Genomic DNA, 25199 nt, shown 5'->3' on the forward strand with positions numbered 1-25199 from the left:
CCGGTCTCATTGAAGCGATCGGCTGGTGCCACGGACGAGGTCCCAACATCAGAGGGGGGTGGGGGCACGGGCCGCGGGGGCGGGGGGTGTGCCCCGGCGGCCCGAGGGACGTGGCACACGGAGCGGCGCGGTGCCACGGAGAGGTGTGCGTGACCGGTGGGACGATCAGACGTCGCGGAGCATGAAGCCGCGCTGGCCCGGGCGACGGTTCGGCACCATGCCCAGCCTGGCCAGGGTCTCGTCGGCGCTCGAGTAGTACTCGCCGATGTGGTAGATCTTCTTGGCCTCGGCGCCGGTGGCGATGTCGCGGCCCAGCGCCTCGGAGATCTTCACCATCTGCTCGACCTGGGCGACGGAGGACATCCGCTCGCCCTTCCTGCCCCACAGGTTGTCCTCGTTGCCGACGCGGACGTGCGCGCCGAGCGCGATGCCGACGGCGTTCATCGGGGCGACCGCGCGCATCGACGACTCGATGGTGAGCGTGGCGCCGTCCGGCACGCGACGGATGAACTCGATCAGGTCCGCGGGGTGACGGCCGGCGAAACCGCCGCCGATGGCAACGTAGTTGAGGGTCAGCGGGCCGGTGTAGACGCCCTTGCGGATCAGGCGCTCGACGGTCTCCAGCTGGGCCAGGGTCGCGAGCTGGAAGTGGGCCTGGATGCCCTTCTCCTGGAGGCGCTTCAGGTGCTCCAGGTAGAACTCCGGGCCGGCCTCCAGGTACATGTCGCGGTAGGCGCGGTAGTACTCGGGCTTCGCGATCGAGGTGCCCTCCAGGTCGTCGTCGGTCATGATCTCGACGATGTTCATCTGGCTGGTGTTGATCGCGATGGTGACCTGGTCCGGCTTCGGGTCCAGCTCGGCCAGCATGTGACGGCTGTCGTAGGAAAGCCAGTTGGCGTCCGACCCCTCGCCCTCGGGGGCGAAGGAGATGGAGCCGCCGATCTGCAGCACCATGTCCGGCACCGCCTCGCGCAGCCGGCCGATCAGCTCGTTGAACATGGACAGGCGCTTGGAACCCTTGCCGTCGAGCTCCCGCACGTGGATGTGCAGCACGGTGGCGCCGGCGTTGTAGCAGTCGACGGCCGCCTGCACGTGCTCGTCCATCGTGAGGGGAAGGTCGTCGGCGTCACCGGGCAGCCACTCCGGCCCGTAGGGAGCTACCTGGATGACCAGTTTCTCCTGGTTCTCAGGGAGCAGTGAGTCGTCGTGGAAGTGCACGGTCCGTCTCCTTCGTCGTATCTGTGATCGCACGCCCTGTGCGTTCCCGCGCGGAGCGAGCGGGTCGGGCAGGGCGTGCGGATCGGTACGGAGTCACCGCGGACGACGGACACGGCTGCCCGGATACGGTCGTCCGGTCCGGAGGAACGCGCACCACAGGGGAGTTGGCGCGGTACCTCCGGAGGCCGACCGCGTCGCTGCGGTGCTGCAAAGGTAGGGCCGACGGGACGTGAACGCTTGACCGGAGGAGACAGGTGACTTGTCATTTGGGGACATGTGTCGCCCGTGTCAAATCCTTGTGCGGCAAGGGATCCGCCGGCGGCGGCACCCCATGGATCACGCGCTCTCACCCGCGCGGGGTGGGCACGCGTATCGCCCCCTGGGCGGTGTCCGTATGGACCGGGTGAGCTCGCGTGCGGAGTCGAGCGAACATGCGTACGAATTCGGGCGGGCGTGCGCGGGGCCCCGACGCCGCGCGCGGGAGCGAGAGCGCTGCGAAACTGAGGGTGAGGGTGAGGGTGAGGGTGAGGTCGCCCACGACCTGATGGACGGTGGTGGTGAGCGTCGTGGCCGATCGGCACCGGGCGCACGTCGGGGCGGAGGTCGCGCGCTTCGATCCGCGGGGCGCCCCGTTCCTCGGCACCCGGTTCGTCCCGCCCGAGCGCCCCACCACGTTCCTGCGCCGGGCCCGGCTGGTGACACGGCTGGACCGGGCGCCGGTCACCCCGCTGACCCTCGTCGACGGACCGGCCGGAGCCGGCAAGACCCTGCTGGTCGCCGACTGGGCCGCGCACCTGGGACAACCGGTGGCCTGGCTCACCGCGGACTCCGCCGACCAGGCGCCCGGCGTCTTCTGGGCCTACCTGGTGCAGGCCCTGCGGGCCGGCGGCGTCCCGCTGCCGCCCGACGTCGGTTGCCCGGCGCACGCGAGCCGCGTGGACCGTGCCCTGCTGGCACGGCTGGCGGCCGGCCTGAGCGACCGCACGGAGCCCGCGATCCTCGTCCTCGACGAGTTCGACCACGTGCCGTCGTCGGAGATAGCCGAGCAACTGGAGTTCGTGCTGCACCACGCCGGCCCGGGACTGCGCCTCGTCCTGGTCACCCGCAGTGAACCGTTGCTCCCGCTGCACCGCTACCGGGTCGCCGACAGCATCACCGAGATCCGCGGTGCCGAGCTGGCGTTCACCCCCGAGGAGGCGGCCGCCGTACTGGACACCCACGGACTGCGGCTGACCGAGGACGCCGTGCGCGGACTGGTCCGGCGCACCGGGGGATGGGCCGCCGGGCTGCGGCTGTGCGCCCTGGCGGCACAGCAGAGCCCCGACCCCGAGCGCTATCTGAAGGAGTTCGAGGCGGGCCGGAGCACGGTCGCCGACTTCCTGCTGGCGGAGGTGCTGAAGCGGCAGCCGCCCGGGACCCAGGACCTCCTGCTGAAGATCAGCGTGGTGGATCGGTTCCGCGCCGGACTGGCCGACGCGCTGACCGGTCGTACCGACGCCGAGACCGTGCTGGCCCGGCTGCGCCGGGAGAACGCCTTCGTGGAGCCCCTCGGCCATGACTGGTACCGGCTGCACCCGTTGTTCGCGGAGATCCTGCGCGCGCATCTGCGGGAGCGCCAGCCCGGTCTGGAGACCCGGCTGCACCGGCGGGCCGCGCGCTGGCTGAGCCGGTGGGGTTCGCTCGGTGAGACGCTCGCCCATGGCAGCGCGGCGGGGGACTGGGAGTTCACCTCCCGGGCCCTGGTCGACGACCTGGCCATCGGACAGCTCTTCAGCGGCCTGTACGCCGATGATCTCGCCGACCTGTTCTCCCGGATGACCTCCGCCGCAGGCGGTCCGGCGGTCCACCTGGTCCTCGCCGCCCGCGCCCTGGCCGGTCACGACCTCGACCGGGGACTGGCCCATCTGCGCCACGCCGAGCGGGACCTGGGCACGGTCCCGGCCGACACGCCGGACGCGACGGGGCTGCCGGACCCGGGGGACCCGGTGGCCCCGGCGGACGCGTCGGGCATGTCGCTCACGTGGGCTGCGGCCGACACGGACGACGACTGGTCGGCCCTGGCCCCGGCACGGATGAGCGTGGCGCTGCTGGAGGCTCTCGTCGGGCGCCTGACGGGATCTCCGGCCAGGGCCGAAGGGGCCGCCGACGCCGCCCGCGAACTGCGCCGGGCGCTCCCCGCCGACCTGCTGGAACGGCACCCCGAACTGACCGCGCAACTGCTGACCCACCTCGGGGTGACCCGGCTGTGGGCCGGTCGCTTCGACGAGGCGCGTGAGGCCCTGTCCGAGGCGGCCGCCTGCGCGGGCGGGGTCGCCACGGCGTCGGTCCGGCAGGAGTCCCTCGCGCACCTGGCGCTGATCGACTACCTGGAGGGCCGGTTCGGCGGGGCCGAGAAGCGGGCCCAGGCCGCGACGCAGGAGGCGGACCGCTACGGCCTGCCGCCGTCGTCCCGGTCGGGGATCGGACGACTGGTGCTGGCGGCCGTGGCCGTCGAACGCGACGAACTGGACGAGGCCCAGGCACTGCTCGGCCAGGTGGCCGACGCCCACGGCGGACCGCAGGACCCGGTGCTGGCCGCGCTCGGGGCGATCACCGGGGCGCGGTTGCGGTTGGCGCGCGGGCAGGCCCGTACGGTCGTGGAAGCCGGGGAACCGGCGGTCACCGCCGCGGTCTCCTCCCCGTGGGCCGAGACCGAGGCGGCTCTGGTCGAGGCGGCGGCGCTGATCGCCGTGGGGCGCGCCGAGGAGGCCGCCAAGCTGCTGGAGCCCGCCGCGGAGCACCGCCCGGCCTGCGCGGTGGCGGCCGCGCGCGCGGAACTCGCCGCGTCCGCGGGGGCCACGGTGGGCGCCACGGCCACGGGGACCTCGGCAGCCACGGGGACCCCTGCGGCTGCTGCGGCCGCCGGGGCCGTGGGAGCCACCGGGACCGCGGGGGCCGCCGGGACTGCGGGAGCCACCAGGACCGCAGGGGCCACGGGTGCCGGGGGGATCGCGAGGACCACCAGGACCGCGGGGGCCGTCGGGATCGCGGGGACCGCCAAGACCGTGGGAGCCGAGGGGGCCACGGAGGCTTTGGAGGCCGCGGGGGACTCGGCGACCAGGGAGGACGTGTGGGCCGCGAGCGCCACGGCTACGGGAACCACAGCGGCCCCGGAGGCCTCAGGGGCCATGGGCGCCGCGGAGGACTCCGGGAGTGACGCTCCGGTGCCGGGCTTCCTGGACCGGCTGCCCGTGCGTACGGGCGGGCCCGCGCTGACCGTACGGGCCACCCTCGTCCGGGCGCAGGCCGCCGACCGGGCCGGGGACGCCGCCGCCGCGCAGCGCCTGGTCGGCGAGGCGCTGCGGGAGGCCAGGCGGGAATGCCTGCGCAGGCCGTTCATCGAGGCCGGGCCCTGGATCCGCCCGCTGCTGGGCACCCCCGCGAACCGGGAGCTGGGCCGTGGCTGGCTCACCGTCCGGCAGGGTCCGCACGCGGCTCCGGCCCGGCGCGCGGCCCCGGTCCACACCGGTGCCGAACAGGGTGCGCCCGTCGTGGAGCGGCTGAGCGCCCGCGAACGCGACGTCCTGCAGAGGCTGGCGCAGGTGATGTCGACCGAGGAGATAGCCGCCGACCTGTATCTGTCGGTCAACACGGTCAAGACCCATCTCAAGAGCGTCTACCGGAAACTCTCGGTGAACCGGCGCGGCGACGCCCTGCGCCGGGCCCGCGAGCTGGGGATGCTGTGATCCTGTCCTCTATGTCATCCCTGACCCTGTTTCCGTCCCTGTTACCCGCCCTGTTCGCGGCTGATCCGGCGAGGTGCACACCGTGACACACTGGCGCGCTCTGGCTGTTCTCGGCACGGCCCAGTTCCTGATGGTGCTGGACACGTCCGTCATGAATGTGTCCATCAGCCAACTGGTCGAGGACTTCGACACCGAGGTCACGGCCATTCAGGCGGTCATCACGCTCTATGCCCTGGTCATGGCGGCTTTCATGATCGTCGGTGGCCGGCTCGGGGACATCCTGGGACGTCGCCGGCTGTTCTTCGTCGGTCTCACCGTCTACGCCGTCGGCTCGGCCCTGACGGCCGTGGCTCCCAGCCTCTGGTTGCTCGCCCTGGGCTGGTCGGTGATCGAGGGACTCGGTGCCGCGCTGGTGCTGCCCGCGATGGCCGCGCTCGTCGCGGAGAACTACCGCGGTCCGGAGCGCGCGGTCGCCTACGGGGTCATCGGCGGCCTCGCGGGGGCCGGCATCGCGGTCGGACCCCTGCTGGGCGGCTGGGTGACCACGTATCTGACCTGGCGACTGGTCTTCGCCGGTGAGGTCGTGGTCGTGCTGGTCGTCCTGTGCTGCAACCGGGTGATCCCGAAGACCCCCCGCACCGACCCCGGGTACGGGCTGGACGGCGTGGGCGCCGCGCTCTCCGCGTGCGGACTCGGGCTGGTGGTGCTCGGTGTCCTGCAGAGCGGCTCCTGGGGCTGGGTCCAGCCGCGCAACGCTCCCTTCACCGTCCTGGGCTTCGCGCCGACCTTCTTCGTCATCGCGGTCGGGGGCGCCGTCCTGGTGGGGTTCCAGCACTGGGAGAGACGCCTGGCAGCCCGGGGCGGGGAGCCCCTGGTGCACTTCGCCCTGCTGCGGGTACCGGCGCTGCGTTCCGGGCTGATGGTGCTGCTGAGCCAGAACCTCATCCTGCTCGGGCTGTTCTTCACCATCCCCCTGTACCTCCAGGTCGTACAGGGCTTCGACGCCTTTCAGACCGGTCTGCGCCTGCTGCCGGTCTCCGTCACCATGCTCGTGGCCTCCGTGCTCGCCTCCCGGCTCGGGCAGCGCATCGGCGCGCGGGCCGTCGTCCGGCTGGCGCTGACGATCCTGCTGCTGGCCGTCGTCTGGCTGCTCGCCACCATCGAGCCCGTCATCGACGACACCCAGTTCGCGGTCGCGATGGCCGTCCTCGGGGTCGGGATGGGCCTGCTCGCCTCGCAGCTGGGCAACGTCGTGCAGTCCAGCGTCGGCGAGGAGGGCCGCAGCGAGGCCGGCGGCCTCCAGTACACCGCCCAGAACCTCGGCTCCGCGCTCGGCACCGCCCTCATCGGCTCCCTGCTCGTGGGCGCTCTGGCCCAGGCGTTCACCGTGCACGTCGCCGACGACCCGCGGATCTCGGACGAGGCCCGCAAGCAGACCGGCGTCGCCCTGGAGTCGGGTATCGGGTTCGTCAGTTCGGAGCAGGTGCACACGGCCGCGGAGCAGGCCGGACTGGCCCCGGCCGACGCCGACGCGCTCACCGAGTCGTACGCGAAGGCGCAGTTGGCGGGCCTGCGGGTGGCGATCCTGGCGGCGGGCGGGATCACCCTCGTCAGCTTCCTGGCCACCTCGCACCTTCCGGCCGTGCGGCCCCGCCGCGCGGCAGCGGACCCCCGGACCGAGACGATTTCCTGACCACCGGAGGAACACGATGGCCAAGGCGAAGTCCAGGGACACGACGAGGACGCGGATCCGGCAGGAGCGCGCCGCCCGCAGGACGCAGGCCGACTACACGGGGGGCATCTACGGATCACTGCTCGCCGCCTCGGTCGTCGTGGGCGCCGGCACCCTCGGCCCGCTGCCTCGGCTCGAACTGGCGCTGCTGCTGCTCGCCACCAGCCTGGTCTTCTGGATCGCCCACGTGCACGCCCAGCTGTTCGGCGCGCGACTGGTCAGGCAGACCCTGGACCGGCGCGCCGTCATGGCCGTGTGCCGGGAGGAGTGGCCGATCGTCAACGCCGCGGTGCCGCCCGTGATCGCGGTGGGCGTCAGTTCGCTGCTCGGCATGGACCTGGCCGGCACGCTCTGGCTGACGCTGGCCGTCGCGGTGGCCGGACAGGTGGGATGGTCGATCGCCGCGGCCCGGGAGGCCCGTGCGTCCTGGGCGCTGGCCGTCTCCGCGGGGGCCGTCAACCTGGTGATCGGCCTGCTGATCGTCGCGCTGAAGGTGGGTCTGACGCACTGACCACCGTGGTGAGGTGCCGGTTCACCTCACCAGGGTGAGGTCGTACGGCGTCGCGCGACGGACCATCGTGGAGCGGGGAAAAAGCGCACGCCACCGACCAAGTGCGAGCCACCACCACCGAACGCAGGCCACCACCGAGCGCACGCCACCCGTGGGGAGGGCCGCTCATGCGCTACGAGTTCCGCATCGACGGGCACATGTCGAAAACGCTGGCCAAGGCATTCCCCGAACTGGAGTACGTCGTCGCGGCCGACCAGACCCTGCTCTTCGGGCCGGTCGTCGACGAGGCGCACCTGTACGGGCTGCTGGCCCGGTTCCAGTCGCTGGGCCTGCACCTCGCGGAGATGCGAAGGCTGGCGCAGTGAACCACCGGGCCGCCGCGGTCCCGTGCGGCGGTCGGCCCGCGGTCACCCGGTTCGGGTGATCCCGGGGGACGACGGCCGGGGGACGCTGAAGCCGAGCGGTCCGTGACGTCGCCGCGCCGGGAGGCGACTCCCGGCCGGCGACCGGCACACGAGGAGGAGCCATGACCGTACCGCCTCGTCCGACACCTCCGACCGGGCCGGAGGAGCCCACCGCCCGGCACGGCCCGAGCGCCCCGGACGACCCCGCGCGGGTGCTCGGCGCCATCGGCTCGTCCTGGCACTGGGCCCTGGCCACGGCGCTCGCGACCCTGCTGCCCGGCATCCTGATCCTGGTGTGGCCCGACGAGAGCCTGCACGTCCTGGCGGTCATCATCGGCCTGTACCTGCTGCTCGCCGGGTTCTTCAGGTTCATCATGGCCTTCGGGCCGGAGAGCCACGGGGAACGGATCACCGGACTCCTGCTCGCGGTGCTGTTCGTGCTGGCCGGTGTGCTGTGCCTGCGCAACCCGCTCCAGACGATCGCCGCGCTCTCCCTGATCGTCGGCGTGACCTGGCTGGTGTCCGGCATGGTCACCGTCTACATGGCCATCGCCGCCAAGGGCCTGCCGCACCGCGGCATCCTGTTCGGCGCGGGCGCGCTCGGGGTCGCCGCGGGAATCGTGGTGCTCGCCCTGCCCACCGAGTCCGCGGTCGTCCTGACCCGGCTGCTCGGCCTGTGGCTGGTACTGCTGGGCCTGCTGGAGATGGCCGTGGCGTTCACCCTGAGGGCCGGGCTCCGCAGGGCCGCCGCCGCGAAGGAGGGCGCACTCACCTCCTGACCGTCCATGACGCTCACCCCTCCCGGGTGAGGCGGCCGGGCGGTTCACCGCCCACGCTGGATGCGCACGAACCGACCGACGGGCGACCGCCCCGTACGGAGGAGGACGGAAAGTGGACGGAAACGTGTACCTCGCCTACGACTACCCGCTGCTGAGCACGTTCTGGACCATGCTGTGGTTCTTCCTGTGGATCCTGTGGTTCGTCCTGCTCTTCCGCATCATCGTCGACATCTTCCGTGACGACTCGCTCGGTGGCTGGGGCAAGGCGGGCTGGCTGATCTTCGTCGTCGTGCTGCCCTTCCTCGGTGTCTTCGTCTACGTCATCGCACGTGGCAAGAACATGGGCCGCCGTCAGATCGAACAGGCACAGGCGCAGAAGGCGGAGTTCGACAGCTACATCAGGCAGACCGCCACCACGCCCAGCAGCGCCGACCAGCTCGCCAAGCTGTCCGAGCTGCGGAGCAAGGGCGACATCACGGACGAGGAGTTCCGCCGCGCGAAGGAGAAGATCCTGGCCGCCTGACCGGTCCCGGAGCGGCATGGCAAGGGCGGACCCCGGCGGTCCGCCCTTGCCGTTCTCCCTGCCCCTGGGTTAGATTTTTCGTACAGGGCTTGGACTGAAAATCCAGACGTAAGGGGGATGCGGATGACGGATGCGGACCTGGAGCGGGAACGGGACGCGATCCTCGGCGCCCTGGCCCCGGTCCTCGACGGGCTCGTGGCGACCTTCGGGCCGGTGTGCGAGGTGGTGCTGCACGACTACCGGCGCCCGGAGCACTCGGTGGCCGCCGTCGCGGGATCGGTGACGGGGCGTGCGGTGGGCGGGGCGATGAGCGAGATCGGCATGCGGATGCTGGCCCGCGGCGACCAGGCGTCCGACGAGCTCAACTACCTGACCCGGACCGGCTCAGGAGCCCTGGTCAAGGCGTCCACGATGGTGCTGCGCGACTCCACGGGCGCGGTGTTCGGCGCGCTCTGCGTCAACGTGGACGTGACCGCGGTCGGTCAGGCCCACGCCCTGCTCGGCGCACTCGCGGGATTCGGGAGCGGCACCGCCGAGCCGCCCGTCACGACGTACGGGAACGACATCGACTCGGTCGTCGACGCCATCCTCGACACGCACCAGCTGCGCCACCATCAGCCCTGGGCCGCGCTGGACCGCCCGCAGCGCCTGGAGCTGTTCCGCGGGCTGGACGAACGCGGCGTCTTCGCGGTGCGGCGCTCCGTCGAGCAGGTCGCCACCCGCCTCGGCATCTCCCGGGCCTCCGCCTACACCTATCTCTCCCAGTCGAGAGCGGCGGACCCCGAACCCGACTCACCCGCGCCCGCCCCGGCCGCCTCCGCCGCAGCCGCCTCCGCCTCCGCCACGGCCGCGTCCGCCTCCGCCACCGACCGGACCGACGAGGGAGTACAGCCGTGACCGCCGTCGCACCCCTGCCCATCACCCTCGACGACGTCCTCGACGCCGCCGCGCGGCTCAAGGGCGTCGCCCACCGCACGCCGGTCCTGCGCTCCAGGACCCTCGACGGCCTCGTCGGCGCACAGGTGTTCCTCAAGTGCGAGAACCTCCAGCGCGTAGGGGCCTTCAAGTTCCGCGGCGCCTACAACGCGCTCTCCCGGCTCGCTCCCGCACAGCTCGCCAGGGGCGTCGCCGCCTACTCCTCGGGCAACCACGCGCAGGCGGTCGCCCTGGCCGCCCGCGAACTCGGCACCACCGCCGTCATCGTGATGCCCGAGGACGCCCCGCGCTCCAAACGGGAAGCGACCGCCGGCTACGGCGCCGAGATCGTCACGTACGACCGCTACACCGGCGACCGGATCGTCATCGCCGAGGCCCTGGCCGCCGAGCGCGGTCTCGCGATCGTCCCGCCCTACGACCATCCGCACGTGATGGCGGGCCAGGGCACCGCCGCGCTGGAACTCCTGGAGGAGGTCGGCGAGCTGGACCTGCTGGTGGTGCCGGTCGGCGGCGGCGGGCTGATCGCCGGCAGCGCCACCGTCGCCAAGGGACTGCGCCCGGACATCCGGGTGACGGGCGTCGAGCCGGAGGCCGGTGACGACACCAGGCGGTCGCTGGCCGCGGGCCGGCGGGTGACCGTCCCGGTGCCGCGCACCATCGCCGACGGCCAGGCCCTGCACACCCCCGGCGAACTGACCTTCGCCGTCAACCGCCGTCTCGTCGACGACATCGCGCTGGTCTCCGACGACGAGATCAGGGACGCGATGCGGTTCGCGTTCGAGCGGCTGAAGACCGTCGTCGAGCCGAGCGGTGCCACCCCGCTGGCCGCGCTGCTCGCGGGTCGCGCGGGCCCCCTCCCGCCTCGGGTCGGGGTGATCGTCTCCGGCGGGAACGTCGACGCCGGACGCTTCGCCGCCCTGTGCGCGGACCCGGTCTGACGGACCCGCCCAGGGGGCATTTCTCCCACCTGGGCGCCAGGCGGGTCACACCGGCAGCAGCCGCCCCACCAACGCCTCCAACTGCCGTACGTTGCGGCACTCGTGCATCTCGACCAGCTCGGCGTAGGCCGCGGCGGCCGAGTCGCCGGTGCCCCACTGGGCGCGGGGCTCCGGATTGAGCCAGTACAGGCGGCGGGCGCGCTCGCCGATCCGGCGTACGGCCGGCAGGTTCGGGTCGCTCATGTTCGTCCGGCCGTCACCCAGCACGAAGACGGTCGTGCGCGGCCCGACCGCGCCCTCGTACCGCTCCGCGAACTCGCCCAGCGCGACGCCGTAGTCGCTGCTGCCGTGCCAGCCGGTCAGGGTCGCCTCCGCCCGGATGCGGGCGCTCAGCCCCTCGGCGTCGGCCGCACCGCGTACGAGCAGACCGGTCACCTCGTCGACCCGGTTGACGAAGGCGAACACGCGCACCTTGCTGAACTGCTCGTGCAGCGCCTGCACCAGCAGCATCGTGAAGTCCGAGAATCCGGACACCGAGCCCGACACGTCGCACAGCAGCACCAGCTCGGGGCGGACCGGCCGGCGTCGGCGCAGCACCGGCCGCATCGGCACCCCGCCCGTGGACAGTGAACCGCGCAGCGTCCGGCGCAGATCGATGGTGCCGCGGGCGGCCCGGCGGCGGCGGGCCGCCAGCCGGGTGGCCAGCTTGCGGGCGAGCGGCTGCACGCTCCGGCGGAGTTCGGCCAGCCGGTCCCGGCCGGCGAACAGGAAGTCGACCCGGTCGGCGCTCGGGGCCACCGCGCGGCGGGCGATCTCGTCGCGGCCGCGCCGCTCGGCCACCCGGCGTCGTGCCTCCGTCGCCACCTGCCCCCGGAAGGCCTCGATCCGCCGCCGGATCTCGTCGTCGAGCAACCGGTCGGCGAACCCGGAACCACCGCTGCCCGCGCGGACGTCGTCCCGGACGCGCGCGAACAGCGTCTGCGGCCGGATCCGGTCGAGGGCCTGGTACGAGGACCAGCCGTCCGAACCCGGCGAACTCCCGTACCCGCCGAAGCCGTCGACCGCCTCGGCCGCCAACCGCCCCAGCAGCGCCGCGTCGTCGGCGGCCAGGGCCCGCGCGAGCCGCTCGCGCAGGTCCTCCCGGTCCGCGGCGCCGGTGGCGGACGGCGCCCCGACCCTGCTCGGGAAGTAGAGGTCGAAGACCGGGTCGAACACCCGCCGTTGACCCTCCGTGTGCAGGAGCGTCGCGGCCAGGCCCGCCCGCAGCAGGTCGCGGTCGGCCAGGCCCAGCGCGGCCACCGCCTGTGCCGCGTCCACGGTCTCGCCGGTGCCGATGCGCAGACCGTGGGCGCGCAGCGCGGCGACGAAGCCCGTCAGCCGGGCCGCCACGTCGTCCGCGGAAACGGTCGTGTCGTCCGCCGACGCGGTCATACGGCGTCCAGGTCGAGCTTGGCGGCCGCCTTGAGGATGTCGTCCTGGTGCTTGAGGAGCACTCCCAGGCTGGCGCGCACGACGTCCTCGTCGAGGGTGTCGGCACCGAGCGCGAGCAGGGTGTGAGCCCAGTCGACGGTCTCGGCGACCGACGGCAGCTTGCGCAGGTCCATCGCGCGCAGCGCGCCGACCACCCGGACCACCGACGCCGTGAGCGCCTCGCTCAGCTCCGGGACCTTCTGCCGCACGATCCGCCGCTCCAGCTCCTCCTCGGGGAAGCCGATGTGCAGGAACAGACAGCGCCGGCGCAGCGCCTCGGACAGCTCGCGGCCGGCGTTCGAGGTGAGCACGACGAACGGGCGGTGGGTCGCCGTGATGGTCCCGAGCTCCGGCACGGTGATCTGGAAGTCGCTGAGCACCTCCAGCAGCAGACCCTCCACCTCGACATCGGCCTTGTCCGTCTCGTCGATCAGCAGGACCGTCGGCCCGTCGCCGCGGATCGCGCTCAGCAGCGGGCGGGGGAGCAGGAACTCCTCGCTGAAGATGTCGGTGCGCGCCTCGTCCCAGGTCTCGTCGCGCCCGGCGCTGATGCGCAGCAACTGCTTGGCGTGGTTCCACTCGTACAGCGCGCGTGACTCGTCCACGCCCTCGTAGCACTGGAGCCGTACCAGCCGGGCCTCCGCCACCTGGGCCACGGCCTTGGCGAGCTCCGTCTTGCCGACGCCCGCGGGGCCCTCCACCAGCAGGGGCTTGCCGAGACGGTCGGCGAGGAAGACGGCGGTCGCCACGGCGGGGGAGGCCAGGTAGCCGGTCGCCGCCAGGCGGGCGGTGACATCGTCGACGGACGTGAACAACGGGGGCCTCCGGTGGTCGTGGGCGAACCGGGCTCCGGCCGTCCGTCCAGGCGCGTACCGCTTGACTTTCCAAGCGCTTGCTCACCCATGCTGTCACCTGCTCCCGGTGAAGCCAAGGCCGGGCCGCGGGGTGGGTCAGGCACCCCGCGGCCCCGCCCGTCACCCGCCGCTGACCAGCACCACCTCCAGGGTGCGCGGACCGTGCACGCCCTCCACCCGGTCCAGTTCGATGTCGCTGGTGGCGGAGGGACCGGAGATCCAGGTCAGCGGGCGCGTCGGATCGAGGCGTTCCAGTGCCTGCGGCACGGACGCCACGACCTGGTCGGGGACCCGGACGACACAGATGTGGTGGTCGGGGATCAGGGTGATCCGGCGGCGGCCCTGGTCCGGTCCGCCGTCGAGGACGATCGTGCCGGTCTCGGCGACGGCGACGGCGCAGCCGGTCACCACGCTCTCCACCTCGTCCAGCTCCCGGGGCGTGCTCACGGCCCGGTCGTGGATCCGGGTGGGGTCGGCCGCCGACATCCACTCCGGCGGCAGCCCCGGCGGCACCAGCACGTACCGCGACCCACGTTCGGCGAGCAGCCGCATGACGAGGTACGGCAGTTCCTCCGCGGTGGCGCGGTGCACGATCGCCCGGTAGTCCGCGAGGTTCTCCGCCAGCAGGTCCACCGTCGCCTCGACGTCCGGACCGCCGTGCTCGCGCAGATAGTCGCGCTCCACCGCCCGCTCGTACGGAGTGTCGTCCCGCGGCACGTCGGCGAGCGCGCGCCGCACCCGGCCCAGGATCTGTTCCCTGCTGCTCACTTCGCGCCGTCCTTTCCGCCGTTCGTACGCTGCCACCAGTCGCGGAACGGTTCCGCGGGCACCGGCGGGAGGTCCCGGGTCGCGCTCCAGGCCCGGCCGGGACCGGGCAGGGACCGCGGATGCAGCCGCCGGGTGCGGGAGGCGAACCGCTGCCCGGCGCGCAGGACGCCCGGACGGGCGAACGCCCAGCGGGCCGCCCGCATCGCCGCCCGTTCGGCGGCGTGGCCCTTCGCGGGCTTCAGCACCACCTTGTTGCCGCCGCGCGTCACCTGGCCGCCCTCGGCGACCCGTTCGCGCAGATGCACCAGCACCTCGGGGATGTCGATGGCCACGGGGCAGACCTCGTAGCAGGCACCGCACAGCGAGGAGGCGTACGGCAGCGAGGCGTCGATCTCGCTCGCGGTGCCCCTGAGCTGGGGGCTGAGGATCGCGCCGATCGGCCCCGGGTAGACCGAGCCGTAGGCGTGGCCGCCGGCCCGCTCGTACACCGGGCAGACGTTGAGGCACGCCGAGCAGCGGATGCAGCGCAGCGCCTGGCGGCCGACCTCGTCGGCGAGGGTGTCGGTGCGGCCGTTGTCCAGCAGCACCAGATGGAAGACGCGCGGCCCGTCCCCCTCGGTGGTGCCGGTCCAGGTCGAGGTGTACGGGTTCATCCGCTCGGCCGTGGAGGAGCGGGGCAGCGTCTGGAGGAAGACCTCCAGGTCGCGCCAGGTCGGCACGATCTTCTCGATGCCGACCACCGAGATCAGCGTCTCGGGCAGGGTCAGGCACATCCGCCCGTTGCCCTCCGACTCGACGACCACGAGCGTGCCGGTCTCGGCGACCATGAAGTTGGCCCCGGAGATCCCGACCTTGGCGCGCAGGAACTTCTCCCGCAGGTGCAGCCGGGCCGCCTCGGCGAGCTCGGCGGGCGAGTCGGTCAGCCCCTCGGGGGCGGCCCTTCCCCACTCGCCCATCTCGCGGGCGAAGATGTCGCGGATCTCGCCCCGGTTGCGGTGGATCGCCGGGACCAGGATGTGCGACGGCCGGTCCTTGCCCAACTGCACGATCAGCTCGGCGAGATCGGTCTCGTAGGCGCTGATGCCCTCGGCCTCCAGCGCCTCGTTGAGGCCGATCTCCTGGGTGGCCATCGACTTGACCTTGACGACCTCCGACTCACCGGTCTCCTTGACCAGAGCGGTCACGATCCGGTTGGCCTCGTCGGCGTCGGCCGCCCAGTGGACGGTGCCGCCCGCCGCGGTGACCGCCTCCTCCAACTGCACGAGGTAGGCGTCGAGATGGCGCAGCGTGTGGTCCTTGATCTGTTTGCCCGCCTCGCGCAGCCCGGCCCAGTCGGACACCTCGGCCACGGCGTTCGCCCGCTTGGCCCGGATGGTGTGCGTGGCGTGCCGCAGATTCGCGCGCAGCGTCCCGTCGCCGACGGCCTCGCGCGCGGCCACGGGGAAGGCCGGCATTCCCACGAACGTCCCGCTCATACGGCCGGTTCCTCCTCGGTGCTCGCCAGGATCTCCGCGAGGTGCACCGGCCGGATGCCGGCGCGCAGCCTGGTCATGGTCCCGCCGATGTGCATCAGACAGGAGTTGTCGGCCGCGCACAGCACCTCGGCGCCGGTGGACTCGGCGTTGCGCACCTTGTCCGCTCCCATCGCGGCCGAGACGTCGGCGTTCTTCACGGCGAAGGTGCCGCCGAACCCGCAGCACTCCTCGGCGCCCGGCAGTTCGACGAGTTCCAGCCCCTTCACGGCGCCCAGCAGCCGCCGGGGACGCTCGCCCAGACCCAGGCCGCGCAGCCCGTGGCAGGTCGGGTGGTAGGTCACGGTGTGCGGGTAGTAGGCCCCCACGTCCGTCACCCCGAGCACGTCGACCAGGAACTCCGTCAGCTCGTACGTCTTCGGCACCACCGGCGCCAGCGTGGCGGCGAGGGAGTCCCCGCGCCCCTCGGCCCGCGCCCGCTCGCCCATCCGCGGATACAGCTCCCGCACCATCGCCCCGCACGACCCCGAGGGGGTCACGATCGCGTCGTACTCACCGAAGACATCGGCGAAGTGCCGGGCCAGCGGCTCCGCCTCGTGCCGGTAGCCGGTGTTGTAGTGCGCCTGTCCGCAGCAGGTCTGCGCCGCCGGGAAGTCGACGTCGACGCCCAGTCTGGTCAGGAGCTTCACCACCGCGCGGCCGGTGTCCGGATAGAGCGTGTCGTTGACACAGGTCAGGAACAGTGCGACACGCATCGCGGCTCCTAGTCATGGATCGCATGGATCATCGGTCGAGTGCTGGGCGCGCCTCCCCCCACGCGTCGAGCGTAGTGGGGAGGCGCGGACCAGCAAGGGAAGCGAGGGGTCGGGGAAGGGGGAGGCCCCGGCTCAGCGCGTGGTGAGCCGGGCCTGCGCCGCGCGCCACGCGGCGGTGTCGCCGCGCGGTTCGTAGCGGGTCAGCGGCTGGGTACGGGCCAGCAGTCCCCGCATGCCGGCGAGGTCGCCGACCACCCCGTGGGCCCGGCCCTGCACCAGGACGTTGCCGAGCGCGGCGGCCTCCGTCGGGCCGGCCACCACGGGCAGCCCGCAGGCGTCGGCGGTCAGCCGGCACAGCAGGGCGTTGCGGGTGCCGCCGCCGACGATGTGCACGACGTCGACCGGATGGTCCGCCAGCCGCTGGGCGTCCTCGACGGCCCGGCGGTGGGCCAGCGCGAGCGAGTCGAGGATGCAGCGCGTGGTCTCGGCCCGGTCGCGGGGCACGGGTTCGCCCGCGGCCCGGCAGGCCTCGGCGATCCGCTCCGGCATCCGGCCGGGCGCCAGGAAGGCCGCGTCGCCCGCGTCCACCACCGACCGCAGCGGCGCCGCGCCGGCCGCCTCGCGCAGCAGCTCCCCCAGGTCGGGATCGCCCCAGGCCCGTACGCACTCCTGGAGCAGCCACAGCCCCATGATGTTGCGCAGATAGCGGACCGTGCCGTCCAGCCCCAGCTCGTTGGTGAAGTTGGCGGCCCGGCTCTCCTCGGTCAGGACGGGCGCGGTCAGTTCGAGACCGGCCAGCGACCAGGTGCCGGTGCAGATGTACGCGAACCGCTCGCCCGTCGCGGGCACCGCGGCCACCGCGGACGCCGTGTCGTGCGAGCCGACCGCCGTGACCGGCACCGGACCGCTCAGCCCGGTCTCCTCCAGCACCTCCGGCCGCAGCACACCCGCCGGGTCGCCGGGCCGGCGCAGCGGCGCGAACAGGCCGAGGTCGACACCCAGCCGGGCGGCGACGTCGTACGACCACTCGCGCGTCCGGGGATCGATCAGCTGGGTCGTCGAGGCGTTGGTCAGCTCGGTGCCCTGCTCGCCGGTGAGCCAGTACGCCAGCAGGTCCGGGATGAGCAACAGGCGCTTGGCGTCAGCCAGTTGAGCCGAACCCTGGGCCGCCGTGAGCTGGTACAGGGTGTTGAAGGGGGCGTACTGGAGCCCGGTGCGCGCGTACAGCTCGGCGGCCGGGACGGTCGCCCAGACCTTCTCCGCGACCCCCTCGGTGCGGGCGTCGCGGTAGTGCACGGGGTTGCCGAGCAGGGCGCCGTCCGCGTCGAGCAGTCCGTAGTCCACCGCCCAGCTGTCGATGCCGACGGAGTCCAGCCGGCCGCCGCGGCCGGCCCCGGCCGCCCGCAGCCCCTCCAGCACTCCCGCGTACAGCCCGAGGACGTCCCAGCGCAGCCCCTCGGGCACCCGGACCGGCCGGTTGGAGAAGCGGTGCGCCTCGGACAGCTCCAGGAGGTCAGGGCCCACCCGGCCGACCATGACGCGCCCGCTGGACGCGCCGAGGTCGACCGCGGCGTACGACCGCACCGTGGACGGCGTGTCGACGGCGCTCATCGCAGGAACGCGGCCGCCACACCCGCGTCGACGGGGACGTGCAGTCCGGTGGTGTGGGTCAGGTCGCCGCCGGTGAGGGCGAACACGGCGTTGGCGACGTGCTCGGGGAGCACCTCCCGCTTGAGGATGGTCCGCTGGGCGTAGAACTCGCCCAGCTTCTCCTCCTCCACCCCGTACACCGCCGCCCGCTGGGCACCCCAGCCGGCCGCGAAGATCCCGGAGCCGCGCACGACCCCGTCCGGGTTGACGCCGTTGACACGGATGCCGTGCTCGCCCAGCTCGGCGGCGAGCAGCCGCACCTGGTGGGCCTGGTCGGCCTTGGTCGCGGAGTAGGCGATGTTGTTCGGACCGGCGAAGACGGCGTTCTTGGACGCGATGTAGACGATGTCGCCGCCCAGCTCCTGGGCGATCATCACCCGGGCCGTCTCGCGCGAGACCAGGAAGGAGCCGCGGGCCATGATGTCGTGCTGGAGGTCCCAGTCCTTCGCGGTGGTCTCCAGCAGCGGCTTGGACAGCGAGATCCCGGCGTTGTTGACCACCAGGTCGATCCCGCCGAAGGCCAGCAGGGCCGCCTTGACCGCGTCCGCGATCTGCTCCTCCGAGGTGACGTCGACGGTCACCGCCACGGCCTTGTCCGGGCCCCCGAGCTCCTCGGCGACCGCGGCCGCGTTCTCCGCGTTCAGGTCGGCGACGACCACACAGGCGCCCGCGGCGACCAGCCGGTGCGCGATCGCCTTGCCGATCCCGCTGCCCGCGCCGGTGACCAGGGCCACCCGGGTGGCGAGCGGCTTGGGCTTCGGCATCCGCTGGAGCTTGGCCTCCTCCAGCGCCCAGTACTCGATGCGGAACTTCTCCGACTCCTCGATCGGCGCGTACGTCGACACCGCCTCGGCGCCGCGCATCACGTTGATCGCGTTGAGGTAGAACTCGCCGGCGACGCGGGCGGTCTGCTTGTCCTTGCCGAAGGAGAACATGCCGACACCGGGGATCAGCACGATCGCCGGGTCGGCGCCGCGCATCGCGGGGGAGTCGGGCTCGGCGTTCCGCCGGTAGTAGCCCGCGTACTCCTCGCGGTACTCGGCGTGCAGCTCCTTGAGCCGCGCCACGGCCTCGTCCAGCGGCGCGCCCGGCGGCAGGTCCAGGACCAGCGGCCGCACCTTGGTGCGCAGGAAGTGGTCGGGGCAGGAGGTGCCCAGGGCGGCGAGCCGCGGGTGCTCGGCGCGCGCGAGGAAGTCGAGCACGGTGTCGGAGTCGTCGAAGTGCCCGACCTGCGGCCGGTCCTTCGAGGCGACGGCACGGACGTACGGCGCCAGCGCCGCGGCCCGTTCCCGGCGCTCGCCCTCGGGCAGCGCCTCGTAGCCCTCGACCACCGCTCCGAAGGGCTTCGGCCTGCCCCGCTCGGCCAGGAAGGCCTCGGCGGTGCGGATGATGTGCAGCGAGTTGCGCTCGCACTCCTCGGAGGTGTCGCCCCAGGCGGTGACGCCGTGTCCGCCGAGGACGCAGCCGACCGCCTGCGGGTTGGCCGCCTTGACCGCGGCGATGTCCAGGCCGAGCTGGAAGCCGGGCCGCCGCCAGGGCACCCACACCACCGTGTCGCCGAAGCACTCGGCGGTCAGCTTCTCGCCGTCGGCGGCGCACGCCAGCGCGATCCCCGAGTCGGGGTGCAGATGGTCCACGTGGGCGGCGTCGACGAGCCCGTGCATCGCGGTGTCGATGGAGGGGGCCGCACCGCCCTTGCCGTGCAGGCAGTAGTCGAACGCGGCCACCATCTCGTCCTCGCGCTCGACGCCCGGGTAGACGCCGGCGAGGGCCCGCAGCCGGTCCAGCCGCAGCACGGCGAGACCGTCCTCGGTGAGCGTGCCGAGGTCGCCGCCCGAGCCCTTGACCCACATCAGCTCGACGTCACCACCGGTGACCGGGTCGGTGTCGGAGCCCTTCGCGGAGGTGTTGCCGCCCGCGTAGTTGGTGTTGCGGGGATCGGCGCCGAGCCGATGGGACCGCGCGAGCAGGGCGGCGGCTTCGGGATGAGTGGACATGCGGATTCCTTAGGTCACGTAGGGTAACGGGCTCTTCCGAGCGAACGGGCCGGCCTTCCGGCCGGGGGCGGCTCCCCGATCGGGAAGCCTTCTGTCGGGCCCCGCAAGGGGCGCGGGGCCCTCCGGGCGGGCCAGGGGCGTGGCGTTCAGGGCCGGGGGGCGGCCCCTTGCCGGGAGGCCTTTTGGGGGTCCGCCCAGGGGCGCTTCCGGCCGGGGACGGCCCCTCGTCGGGCGGCCTGCGGTGGCCCGCCCAGGGGCGCGGGGAACTGCGCGACAAGCCACGACGCACCCGTGCGGGGGGCACCACGCGGAGCGCCCGGCCGCGGGCCGACGGGGGCTGAGCGCGCGGTTCCCCGCGCCCCTTACGGGGCTCAGCGGCCGGGGACCGACCCCGCGCCGCTTACGGGGCCGAGGGGGCCAGGGGACCGGCCCCGAACACCGTCAGCCGGCCCGCCCCCGCGAGGGACTTACGCGCCCCACCCCGCCTGCTCCCCGCCCACCCGCTCCGCGACGATCCGCTCGGCCCAGCCGGACCGGCGGTACGCCGCGATCGGGTCGGGGTCGAGCCCGAGCTCCTCGCGCACCTCGCGCAGCAGCGGACGTACGTCCGTGTTGTACGCGTCCATCAGCACCGCGTTCGCCTCCAGCACGTCACCGGAGCGCTGCGCCGCGGCCAGTGCCGCCCCGTCGACCAGCAGCGCCTTCGCGGTGGCCTCCTGCACGTTCATCACCGAGCGGATGATTGCCGGGATCTTCGCCTCGATGTTGTGGCACTGGTCGAGCATGAAGGCCACGTCGGGCACGAACCCGCCGCCGCGGATGACCTCGTACATGATCCGGAACAGCTGGAAGGGGTCGGCGGCGCCGACCATCAGGTCGTCGTCCGCGTAGAAGCGCGAGTTGAAGTCGAACCCGCCGAGCTTGCCCTCGCGCAGCAGCGTGGAGACGATGAACTCGATGTTGGTGCCCGGCGCGTGGTGGCCGGTGTCCACCACGACCTGCGCCTTCGGGCCGAGCTTGAGGCAGTGGGCGTACGCGGTGCCCCAGTCCGGGACGTCGGTGGTGTAGAAGGCGGGCTCGAAGAACTTGTACTCCAGCAGCATCCGCTGGTCCTCGCCCAGCCGCGCGTACACCTCGGCGAGCCCCTCGGCCAGCCGGTCCTGGCGGCCGCGGATGTCGTCCTGGCCGGGGTAGTTCGTGCCGTCGGCGAACCACAGCTTCAGGTCGTGCGACCCGGTGGCGTCCATGATGTCGACACACTCCAGCAAGTGATCGACAGCCTTTCGGCGCACCGCCGCGTCCGGATGGCAGATGCTGCCCAGCTTGTAGTCGTCGTCCTGGAACGTGTTCGAGTTGATCGCGCCCAGCTTCACGCCGCGGTCCTCGGCGTGCTTGGCCAGGGCGGCGTAGTCGTCGACCTTGTCCCAGGGGATGTGCAGCGAGACGGTCGGGGCGACGCCCGTGTGGGCGTGGACCTGGGCCGCGTCGTCCAGCTTCTCCCGCGGGTCGCGGGGCACACCGGGCTGGGCGAACACCTTGAAGCGGGTCCCCGAGTTGCCGTACGCCCACGACGGAGTCTCGACGGCCTGGGTCTTGAGGGCGGCCTTCACCGCGGCGAGATCGGTCACTTCAGGGCTCCTGGGACGTCGTTGGGGGAACGAGTTCAATGAAACGTTTCAGAACGGGAAGTTATGAGCCCTCCGGGCGGGTGTCAACCCCTGCGGTGACGGCGCCCCTCCGTAACAAGAACGAGACCTTGCGCTGTCGAAACTTTTTCGACACGGACCCATTGACGCCACATGCCGGATCTGTCTAACGTCCCGGCAATCCAGTTGAAACCTTTCACGACGCTGAGGGTCAGCCCGCCGGCGTCGTCGAGGAGCCCCCAATGACCCACCCGTCCGACACGGGTCCGGCCCCGGTGCTGGCGCTGAAGGACATCACCAAGTCCTTCGGCGCCGTCCGCGCCCTGCGGGACGTCTCCCTGACGCTGTTCCCCGGCGAGGTCCACGCCCTCGCCGGCGAGAACGGCGCGGGCAAGTCGACCCTCATCAAGACGCTCGCCGGGGTGCACCGACCGGACGCCGGCCAGGTACTGCTCGACGGTGCGCCCGTCGTCTTCCACGGCCCCGGCGACGCGCGTGACGCCGGTATCGCCGTGATCTACCAGGAGCCCACGCTCTTTCCCGACCTGTCGATCGCCGAGAACATCTTCATGGGCCGCCAGCCCCGGCGCGCTCTCGGCCGCATCGACCACAAGGCCACCCACGAGGCGACCGCCGCCCTGATGCGGCGCCTGGGCGTCGACCTCGACCCCGACCGCCCGGCCCGCGGCCTGTCCATCGCCGACCAGCAGATCGTCGAGATCGCCAAGGCGCTCTCCTTCGACGCGCGGGTCCTGATCATGGACGAGCCGACCGCCGCCCTCACCGGCAGCGAGGTCGCCCGCCTCTTCGGCGTCGTGCGCACCCTGCGCGACCAGGGCGCCGCCGTCCTGTTCATCTCCCACCGGCTGGAGGAGATCTTCGAGATCTGCCGGCGGGTGACCACCCTGCGCGACGGCGCCCTGATCTCCAGCGAGCCGCTGGAGGGGATGACCGAGGACGACCTCGTCCGCCGGATGGTCGGCCGCGACCTCGAGGAGCTCTACCCCAAGCAGGACGTGACGCCGGGCGAGGTCCTGCTGAGCGTGCGCCGCCTGACCCGCGAGGGCGTCTTCACCGACGTCTCCTTCGAGGTGCGGCGCGGCGAGATCGTCGGGCTGGCCGGACTGGTCGGAGCCGGCCGCACGGAGGTCGCGCGGGCCGTCTTCGGCATCGACCGCCGGGACGCGGGCGAGGTCGAGGTCGACGGGCGCGCGCTCGCGGGCGGCTCCCCGTCCGCCGCGATGTCCGCCGGGATCGCCCTGGTCCCCGAGGACCGGCGCGCCCAAGGCCTGGTGATGGACATGTCCATCGAGCGCAACATCGGCCTGACCGGACTGCGCACGAGCGTGAAGGCCGGTCTCGTGGACCGGAACGCCGAGCGCAGCCGCTCCCTCGACTGGGCCGTGAAGCTCCAGGTCAAGTACGCCCGGATCGCCGACGCCGTCGGCACCCTGTCCGGCGGCAACCAGCAGAAGGTCGTCCTGGCCAAGTGGCTGGCCACCGGCCCCAAGGTGCTCATCGTCGACGAGCCCACCCGCGGCATCGACGTCGGCACCAAGGCCGAGGTCCACCGGCTGCTGTCGCAGCTCGCCGCCGACGGCGTCGCCGTCCTGATGATCTCCTCCGACCTGCCCGAGATCCTCGGCATGGCCGACCGCGTGCTGGTCATGCACGAAGGCCGGCTCACCGCCGAGATCCCCCGCTCCGAAGCCACCGAGGAGTCCGTGATGGCCGCAGCCACCGGGAGGGCCGCCGCATGACGGTGACCGCACCCAGCCCCGCCCCGGCCGGCGAAGTGTCCAGGTCCAGCGGCACCCGGCTCGTCGACCGCGTCTTCAAGATGCGCGAACTCGCCATCCTGGTCGTCTTCCTGGTGATGATCGCCGTCACCCAGATGGGCAACAGCGAGTTCCTCTCCGAGCAGGGCGTCAAGGACCTGCTGCTGAACGCGACCATCCTGGTCCTGGTCGCCACCGGACAGTCCCTGGTGGTCATCACCCGCAACGTCGACCTGTCGGTCGGCTCGACCCTCGGCATCAGCGCCTTCGCCGCGGGCGTCTACCTCCAGGGCGGCGGAAACCCGGTCGTGGCGGTCGTCCTGGCGATCCTGCTCGGCATCGGCTTCGGCCTGCTCAACGGACTGCTGGTCAGCCTCGGCCAGGTGCCCGCCCTCGTGGTCACCCTCGGCACGCTGTACATCATCCGCGGCATCGACTCCATCTGGGTCGGCTCCCGCCAGATCACCGCGGCCGACCTGCCCGGCGGATTCGTCGACTTCGGTGCCGGAGGCATCTCCGCGGTGCCCTGGCTCGCCCTGATCGCGCTCGCCGTACTGGTGGGCACCGCCTACTGCCTCAAGCACTACGGCAGCGGCCGCGAGATGTACGCGCTCGGCTCCAACCCCGAGGCCGCCCGGCTCGCCGGCATCCCGGTCCGCAAGCGGATCCTGGCCGCGTACACCTTCTGCGGCGCCCTGGCCGGTCTCGCGGGCGCCCTGTACCTGGCCCGGTTCGGCAACGTCGACTCCGGCACCGGCAACGGCTACGAACTCACCGTCGTCAGCGCGGTCGTCGTCGGCGGCGTGGTCTTCACCGGCGGCTCCGGCAGCGTCTACGGCGCCGCGCTCGGCGCCCTGCTGCTCACCTCGATCAACAGCGTGCTGCCCGCCCTCGGCGTCAGCTCCGTCTGGGTGCTCGCGATCAACGGCATCCTGCTCCTCCTCGCCATCGCGGTCGACCGGATCGTCGCGCTGCGCGTGGCCCAGGCCCTGAAGAAGAGGAACGCCCGCCATGGCTGACTCCGCTCTCGTGCGCGCCGTCCGCTGGGACACGGTCGTCGGCGCCCTGCTCATCGTCGTCCTGCTGTTCTCCTTCGGCTTCGTCGACGGGTTCGGCAACGCCCTCAACCTGTCGTTCCTGATCGGCAACACCCTGCCGATCGCCATGGTCGCGCTGCCCATGACGCTGCTCGTGGTGGCCGGCGAGATCGACCTCTCGGTGGCGTCCACGGCCGGCCTGTCCGGCGCCGTGATGGGCGCCCTGTGGAACCAGGGCATGACGATCGAGACGATCATCCCGCTGTGCCTGCTGCTCGGCGTGGTCTGCGGGCTGGTCAACGGCCTGCTGGTGACCCGGCTCGGACTGCCCTCCCTCGCCGTCACCATCGGCACCCTCGCCGCCTACCGCGGCATCGCGCAGATCGTGCTCGGCTCCGACGCGGTGACCGACTTCCCCACCCAGTACCTGGACTTCGCGGCCGGACGCCTCGGGGACAGCTTCCTCCCGCAGGCCTTCCTGCCCTTCCTGGTCCTGCTCGCGATCGCCGTGGTGGCACTGCACGCCACCCCGTTCGGACGCTCGCTCTACGCCATCGGCGCCAGCGAGGAGGCGGCCCGGTTCGCCGGCATCCGCGTCCGGCGCCAGAAGCTGATCCTCTTCACGACGACCGGCCTGATGGCGTCCCTCACCGGCATCTTCTGGGCCCTGCACTACGCCAGCGCCCGCTACGACAACGCCACCGGCCTCGAACTGTCCGTCGTGGCCGCCGTACTGCTCGGCGGCATCGACTTCGACGGCGGCAAGGGCACGCTCGGCGGCGCGATCGCGGGAGTCTTCCTGCTCGGCGCGCTCCAGAACGTGATGAGCCTGGTGAACGTCTCGGCCCAGTCGCAGATCGTCGTCACCGGCGTCCTGCTCGTCGTCTCCGTGCTCGGCCCCCGGGTCGCGCGGCAGATCTCCGTGGCACGGGCGGGCCGCAGGGCCGCCTCGACCCCGACGTCGTAACTCCCGCTCCACCTCAGCCCGGCATCCCGCTTCGCCCAC

General features: G+C 72.6%; 20 protein-coding genes. 11 read left to right on the plus strand and 9 right to left on the minus strand.

The features are described from left to right. Positions 1-165: 165 nt before the first annotated feature. Positions 166-1218 (minus strand): beta-keto acid cleavage family enzyme, encoded by a 1053-nt coding sequence (locus ACZ60B_RS38035; RefSeq protein WP_469395477.1) that lies wholly within the window; start codon positions 1216-1218, stop codon positions 166-168. A gap of 566 nt (positions 1219-1784) precedes the next feature. On the opposite strand from ACZ60B_RS38035, the gene ACZ60B_RS38040 reads away from it, so the two are divergent. The 8 genes from ACZ60B_RS38040 to ACZ60B_RS38075 all read left to right on the plus strand — a co-directional run bounded on the left by ACZ60B_RS38040 (position 1785) and on the right by ACZ60B_RS38075 (position 10766). Next, entirely contained in the window at positions 1785-4943 is a 3159-nt protein-coding gene (locus ACZ60B_RS38040; protein ID WP_469395479.1) for a winged helix-turn-helix domain-containing protein, read from the plus strand. Positions 4944-5025: 82 nt separating this feature from the next. Then, positions 5026-6636 carry an MFS transporter gene (locus ACZ60B_RS38045; RefSeq protein ID WP_469395481.1) on the plus strand — a complete coding sequence of 537 codons (1611 nt, stop codon included), beginning with the start codon at positions 5026-5028 and terminating at the stop codon, positions 6634-6636. Positions 6637-6652: 16 nt separating this feature from the next. Then, entirely contained in the window at positions 6653-7186 is a 534-nt protein-coding gene (locus tag ACZ60B_RS38050; protein ID WP_469395483.1) for a hypothetical protein, read from the plus strand. 167 nt (positions 7187-7353) lie between these two features. Next, on the plus strand, positions 7354-7551 hold the full coding sequence (locus tag ACZ60B_RS38055; protein WP_450667329.1) for a hypothetical protein: 198 nt from the start codon (positions 7354-7356) through the stop codon (positions 7549-7551). Between the two features lie 161 nt (positions 7552-7712). After that, the gene (locus ACZ60B_RS38060) at positions 7713-8369 is read left to right on the plus strand and encodes an HdeD family acid-resistance protein (protein ID WP_469395486.1); all 657 of its coding nucleotides are present in this window, start codon (positions 7713-7715) and stop codon (positions 8367-8369) included. Positions 8370-8481: 112 nt separating this feature from the next. Continuing rightward, positions 8482-8892 (plus strand): SHOCT domain-containing protein, encoded by a 411-nt coding sequence (locus tag ACZ60B_RS38065; RefSeq protein WP_375976617.1) that lies wholly within the window; start codon positions 8482-8484, stop codon positions 8890-8892. Between the two features lie 123 nt (positions 8893-9015). Then, a complete protein-coding gene (locus ACZ60B_RS38070; RefSeq protein ID WP_469395488.1) occupies positions 9016-9789 on the plus strand; it encodes a helix-turn-helix transcriptional regulator in 774 nt (257 codons plus the stop codon). Next, positions 9786-10766 (plus strand): threo-3-hydroxy-L-aspartate ammonia-lyase, encoded by a 981-nt coding sequence (locus ACZ60B_RS38075; protein ID WP_469395490.1) that lies wholly within the window; start codon positions 9786-9788, stop codon positions 10764-10766. The genes ACZ60B_RS38070 and ACZ60B_RS38075 overlap by 4 nt, the downstream gene beginning before the upstream one ends. A gap of 45 nt (positions 10767-10811) precedes the next feature. On the opposite strand, the gene ACZ60B_RS38080 is transcribed toward ACZ60B_RS38075, so the two are convergent. The 8 genes from ACZ60B_RS38080 to rhaI all read right to left on the minus strand — a co-directional run bounded on the left by ACZ60B_RS38080 (position 10812) and on the right by rhaI (position 21360). Further along, positions 10812-12197 (minus strand): vWA domain-containing protein, encoded by a 1386-nt coding sequence (locus tag ACZ60B_RS38080; protein WP_469395492.1) that lies wholly within the window; start codon positions 12195-12197, stop codon positions 10812-10814. Further along, positions 12194-13051: an AAA family ATPase gene (locus tag ACZ60B_RS38085; RefSeq protein WP_469395494.1), complete on the minus strand. Its 858-nt coding sequence runs from the start codon at positions 13049-13051 to the stop codon at positions 12194-12196. The genes ACZ60B_RS38080 and ACZ60B_RS38085 overlap by 4 nt, the downstream gene beginning before the upstream one ends. Positions 13052-13210: 159 nt before the next feature. Next, on the minus strand, positions 13211-13858 hold the full coding sequence (locus tag ACZ60B_RS38090) for a LutC/YkgG family protein (protein WP_469395496.1): 648 nt from the start codon (positions 13856-13858) through the stop codon (positions 13211-13213). Beyond that, entirely contained in the window at positions 13855-15333 is a 1479-nt protein-coding gene (locus ACZ60B_RS38095; RefSeq protein WP_469395497.1) for a LutB/LldF family L-lactate oxidation iron-sulfur protein, read from the minus strand. The genes ACZ60B_RS38090 and ACZ60B_RS38095 overlap by 4 nt, the downstream gene beginning before the upstream one ends. Further along, entirely contained in the window at positions 15330-16085 is a 756-nt protein-coding gene (locus ACZ60B_RS38100) for a (Fe-S)-binding protein (RefSeq protein WP_469395499.1), read from the minus strand. Before ACZ60B_RS38100 ends, ACZ60B_RS38095 begins: the two co-directional genes overlap by 4 nt. 132 nt (positions 16086-16217) lie before the next feature. Next, a complete protein-coding gene (locus ACZ60B_RS38105; RefSeq protein WP_469395502.1) occupies positions 16218-17696 on the minus strand; it encodes a rhamnulokinase in 1479 nt (492 codons plus the stop codon). Further along, the gene (locus ACZ60B_RS38110) at positions 17693-19732 is read right to left on the minus strand and encodes a bifunctional aldolase/short-chain dehydrogenase (protein WP_469395503.1); all 2040 of its coding nucleotides are present in this window, start codon (positions 19730-19732) and stop codon (positions 17693-17695) included. Before ACZ60B_RS38110 ends, ACZ60B_RS38105 begins: the two co-directional genes overlap by 4 nt. Before the next feature lie 467 nt (positions 19733-20199). Beyond that, positions 20200-21360 (minus strand): L-rhamnose isomerase, encoded by a 1161-nt coding sequence (gene rhaI, locus ACZ60B_RS38115; RefSeq protein ID WP_469395505.1) that lies wholly within the window; start codon positions 21358-21360, stop codon positions 20200-20202. Between the two features lie 260 nt (positions 21361-21620). Between rhaI and ACZ60B_RS38120 the strand changes: the two genes are divergently transcribed. The 3 genes from ACZ60B_RS38120 to ACZ60B_RS38130 are packed head-to-tail and all read left to right on the plus strand — an operon-like array spanning position 21621 to position 25160. Further along, positions 21621-23138, plus strand: a complete 1518-nt coding sequence (locus tag ACZ60B_RS38120; protein ID WP_469395508.1) for a sugar ABC transporter ATP-binding protein — start codon at positions 21621-21623, stop codon at positions 23136-23138. After that, complete coding sequence (locus tag ACZ60B_RS38125; protein ID WP_469395510.1) at positions 23135-24175, plus strand: ABC transporter permease; 1041 nt, start codon at positions 23135-23137, stop codon at positions 24173-24175. The genes ACZ60B_RS38120 and ACZ60B_RS38125 overlap by 4 nt, the downstream gene beginning before the upstream one ends. Continuing rightward, positions 24168-25160 carry an ABC transporter permease gene (locus ACZ60B_RS38130; RefSeq protein ID WP_469395512.1) on the plus strand — a complete coding sequence of 331 codons (993 nt, stop codon included), beginning with the start codon at positions 24168-24170 and terminating at the stop codon, positions 25158-25160. The genes ACZ60B_RS38125 and ACZ60B_RS38130 overlap by 8 nt, the downstream gene beginning before the upstream one ends. Positions 25161-25199: the final 39 nt, after the last annotated feature.

The sequence above is a fragment of the Streptomyces sp. NPDC104096 genome (assembly GCF_055584385.1).

Bases quoted from the DNA above. Each gene is read 5' to 3' on its own strand.
- ACZ60B_RS38100 (WP_469395499.1), bottom strand. From the start codon at position 16,085: ATGCGTGTCGCACTGTTCCTGACCTGTGTCAACGACACGCTCTATCCG.
- ACZ60B_RS38110 (WP_469395503.1), bottom strand. From the start codon at position 19,732: ATGTCCACTCATCCCGAAGCCGCCGCCCTGCTCGCGCGGTCCCATCGG.
- ACZ60B_RS38120 (WP_469395508.1), top strand. From the start codon at position 21,621: ATGACCCACCCGTCCGACACGGGTCCGGCCCCGGTGCTGGCGCTGAAG.
- ACZ60B_RS38060 (WP_469395486.1), top strand. From the start codon at position 7,713: ATGACCGTACCGCCTCGTCCGACACCTCCGACCGGGCCGGAGGAGCCC.
- ACZ60B_RS38055 (WP_450667329.1), top strand. From the start codon at position 7,354: ATGCGCTACGAGTTCCGCATCGACGGGCACATGTCGAAAACGCTGGCC.
- ACZ60B_RS38130 (WP_469395512.1), top strand. From the start codon at position 24,168: ATGGCTGACTCCGCTCTCGTGCGCGCCGTCCGCTGGGACACGGTCGTC.
- ACZ60B_RS38080 (WP_469395492.1), bottom strand. From the start codon at position 12,197: ATGACCGCGTCGGCGGACGACACGACCGTTTCCGCGGACGACGTGGCG.
- ACZ60B_RS38105 (WP_469395502.1), bottom strand. From the start codon at position 17,696: ATGAGCGCCGTCGACACGCCGTCCACGGTGCGGTCGTACGCCGCGGTC.
- ACZ60B_RS38095 (WP_469395497.1), bottom strand. From the start codon at position 15,333: ATGAGCGGGACGTTCGTGGGAATGCCGGCCTTCCCCGTGGCCGCGCGC.
- ACZ60B_RS38070 (WP_469395488.1), top strand. From the start codon at position 9,016: ATGACGGATGCGGACCTGGAGCGGGAACGGGACGCGATCCTCGGCGCC.
- ACZ60B_RS38125 (WP_469395510.1), top strand. From the start codon at position 23,135: ATGACGGTGACCGCACCCAGCCCCGCCCCGGCCGGCGAAGTGTCCAGG.
- ACZ60B_RS38050 (WP_469395483.1), top strand. From the start codon at position 6,653: ATGGCCAAGGCGAAGTCCAGGGACACGACGAGGACGCGGATCCGGCAG.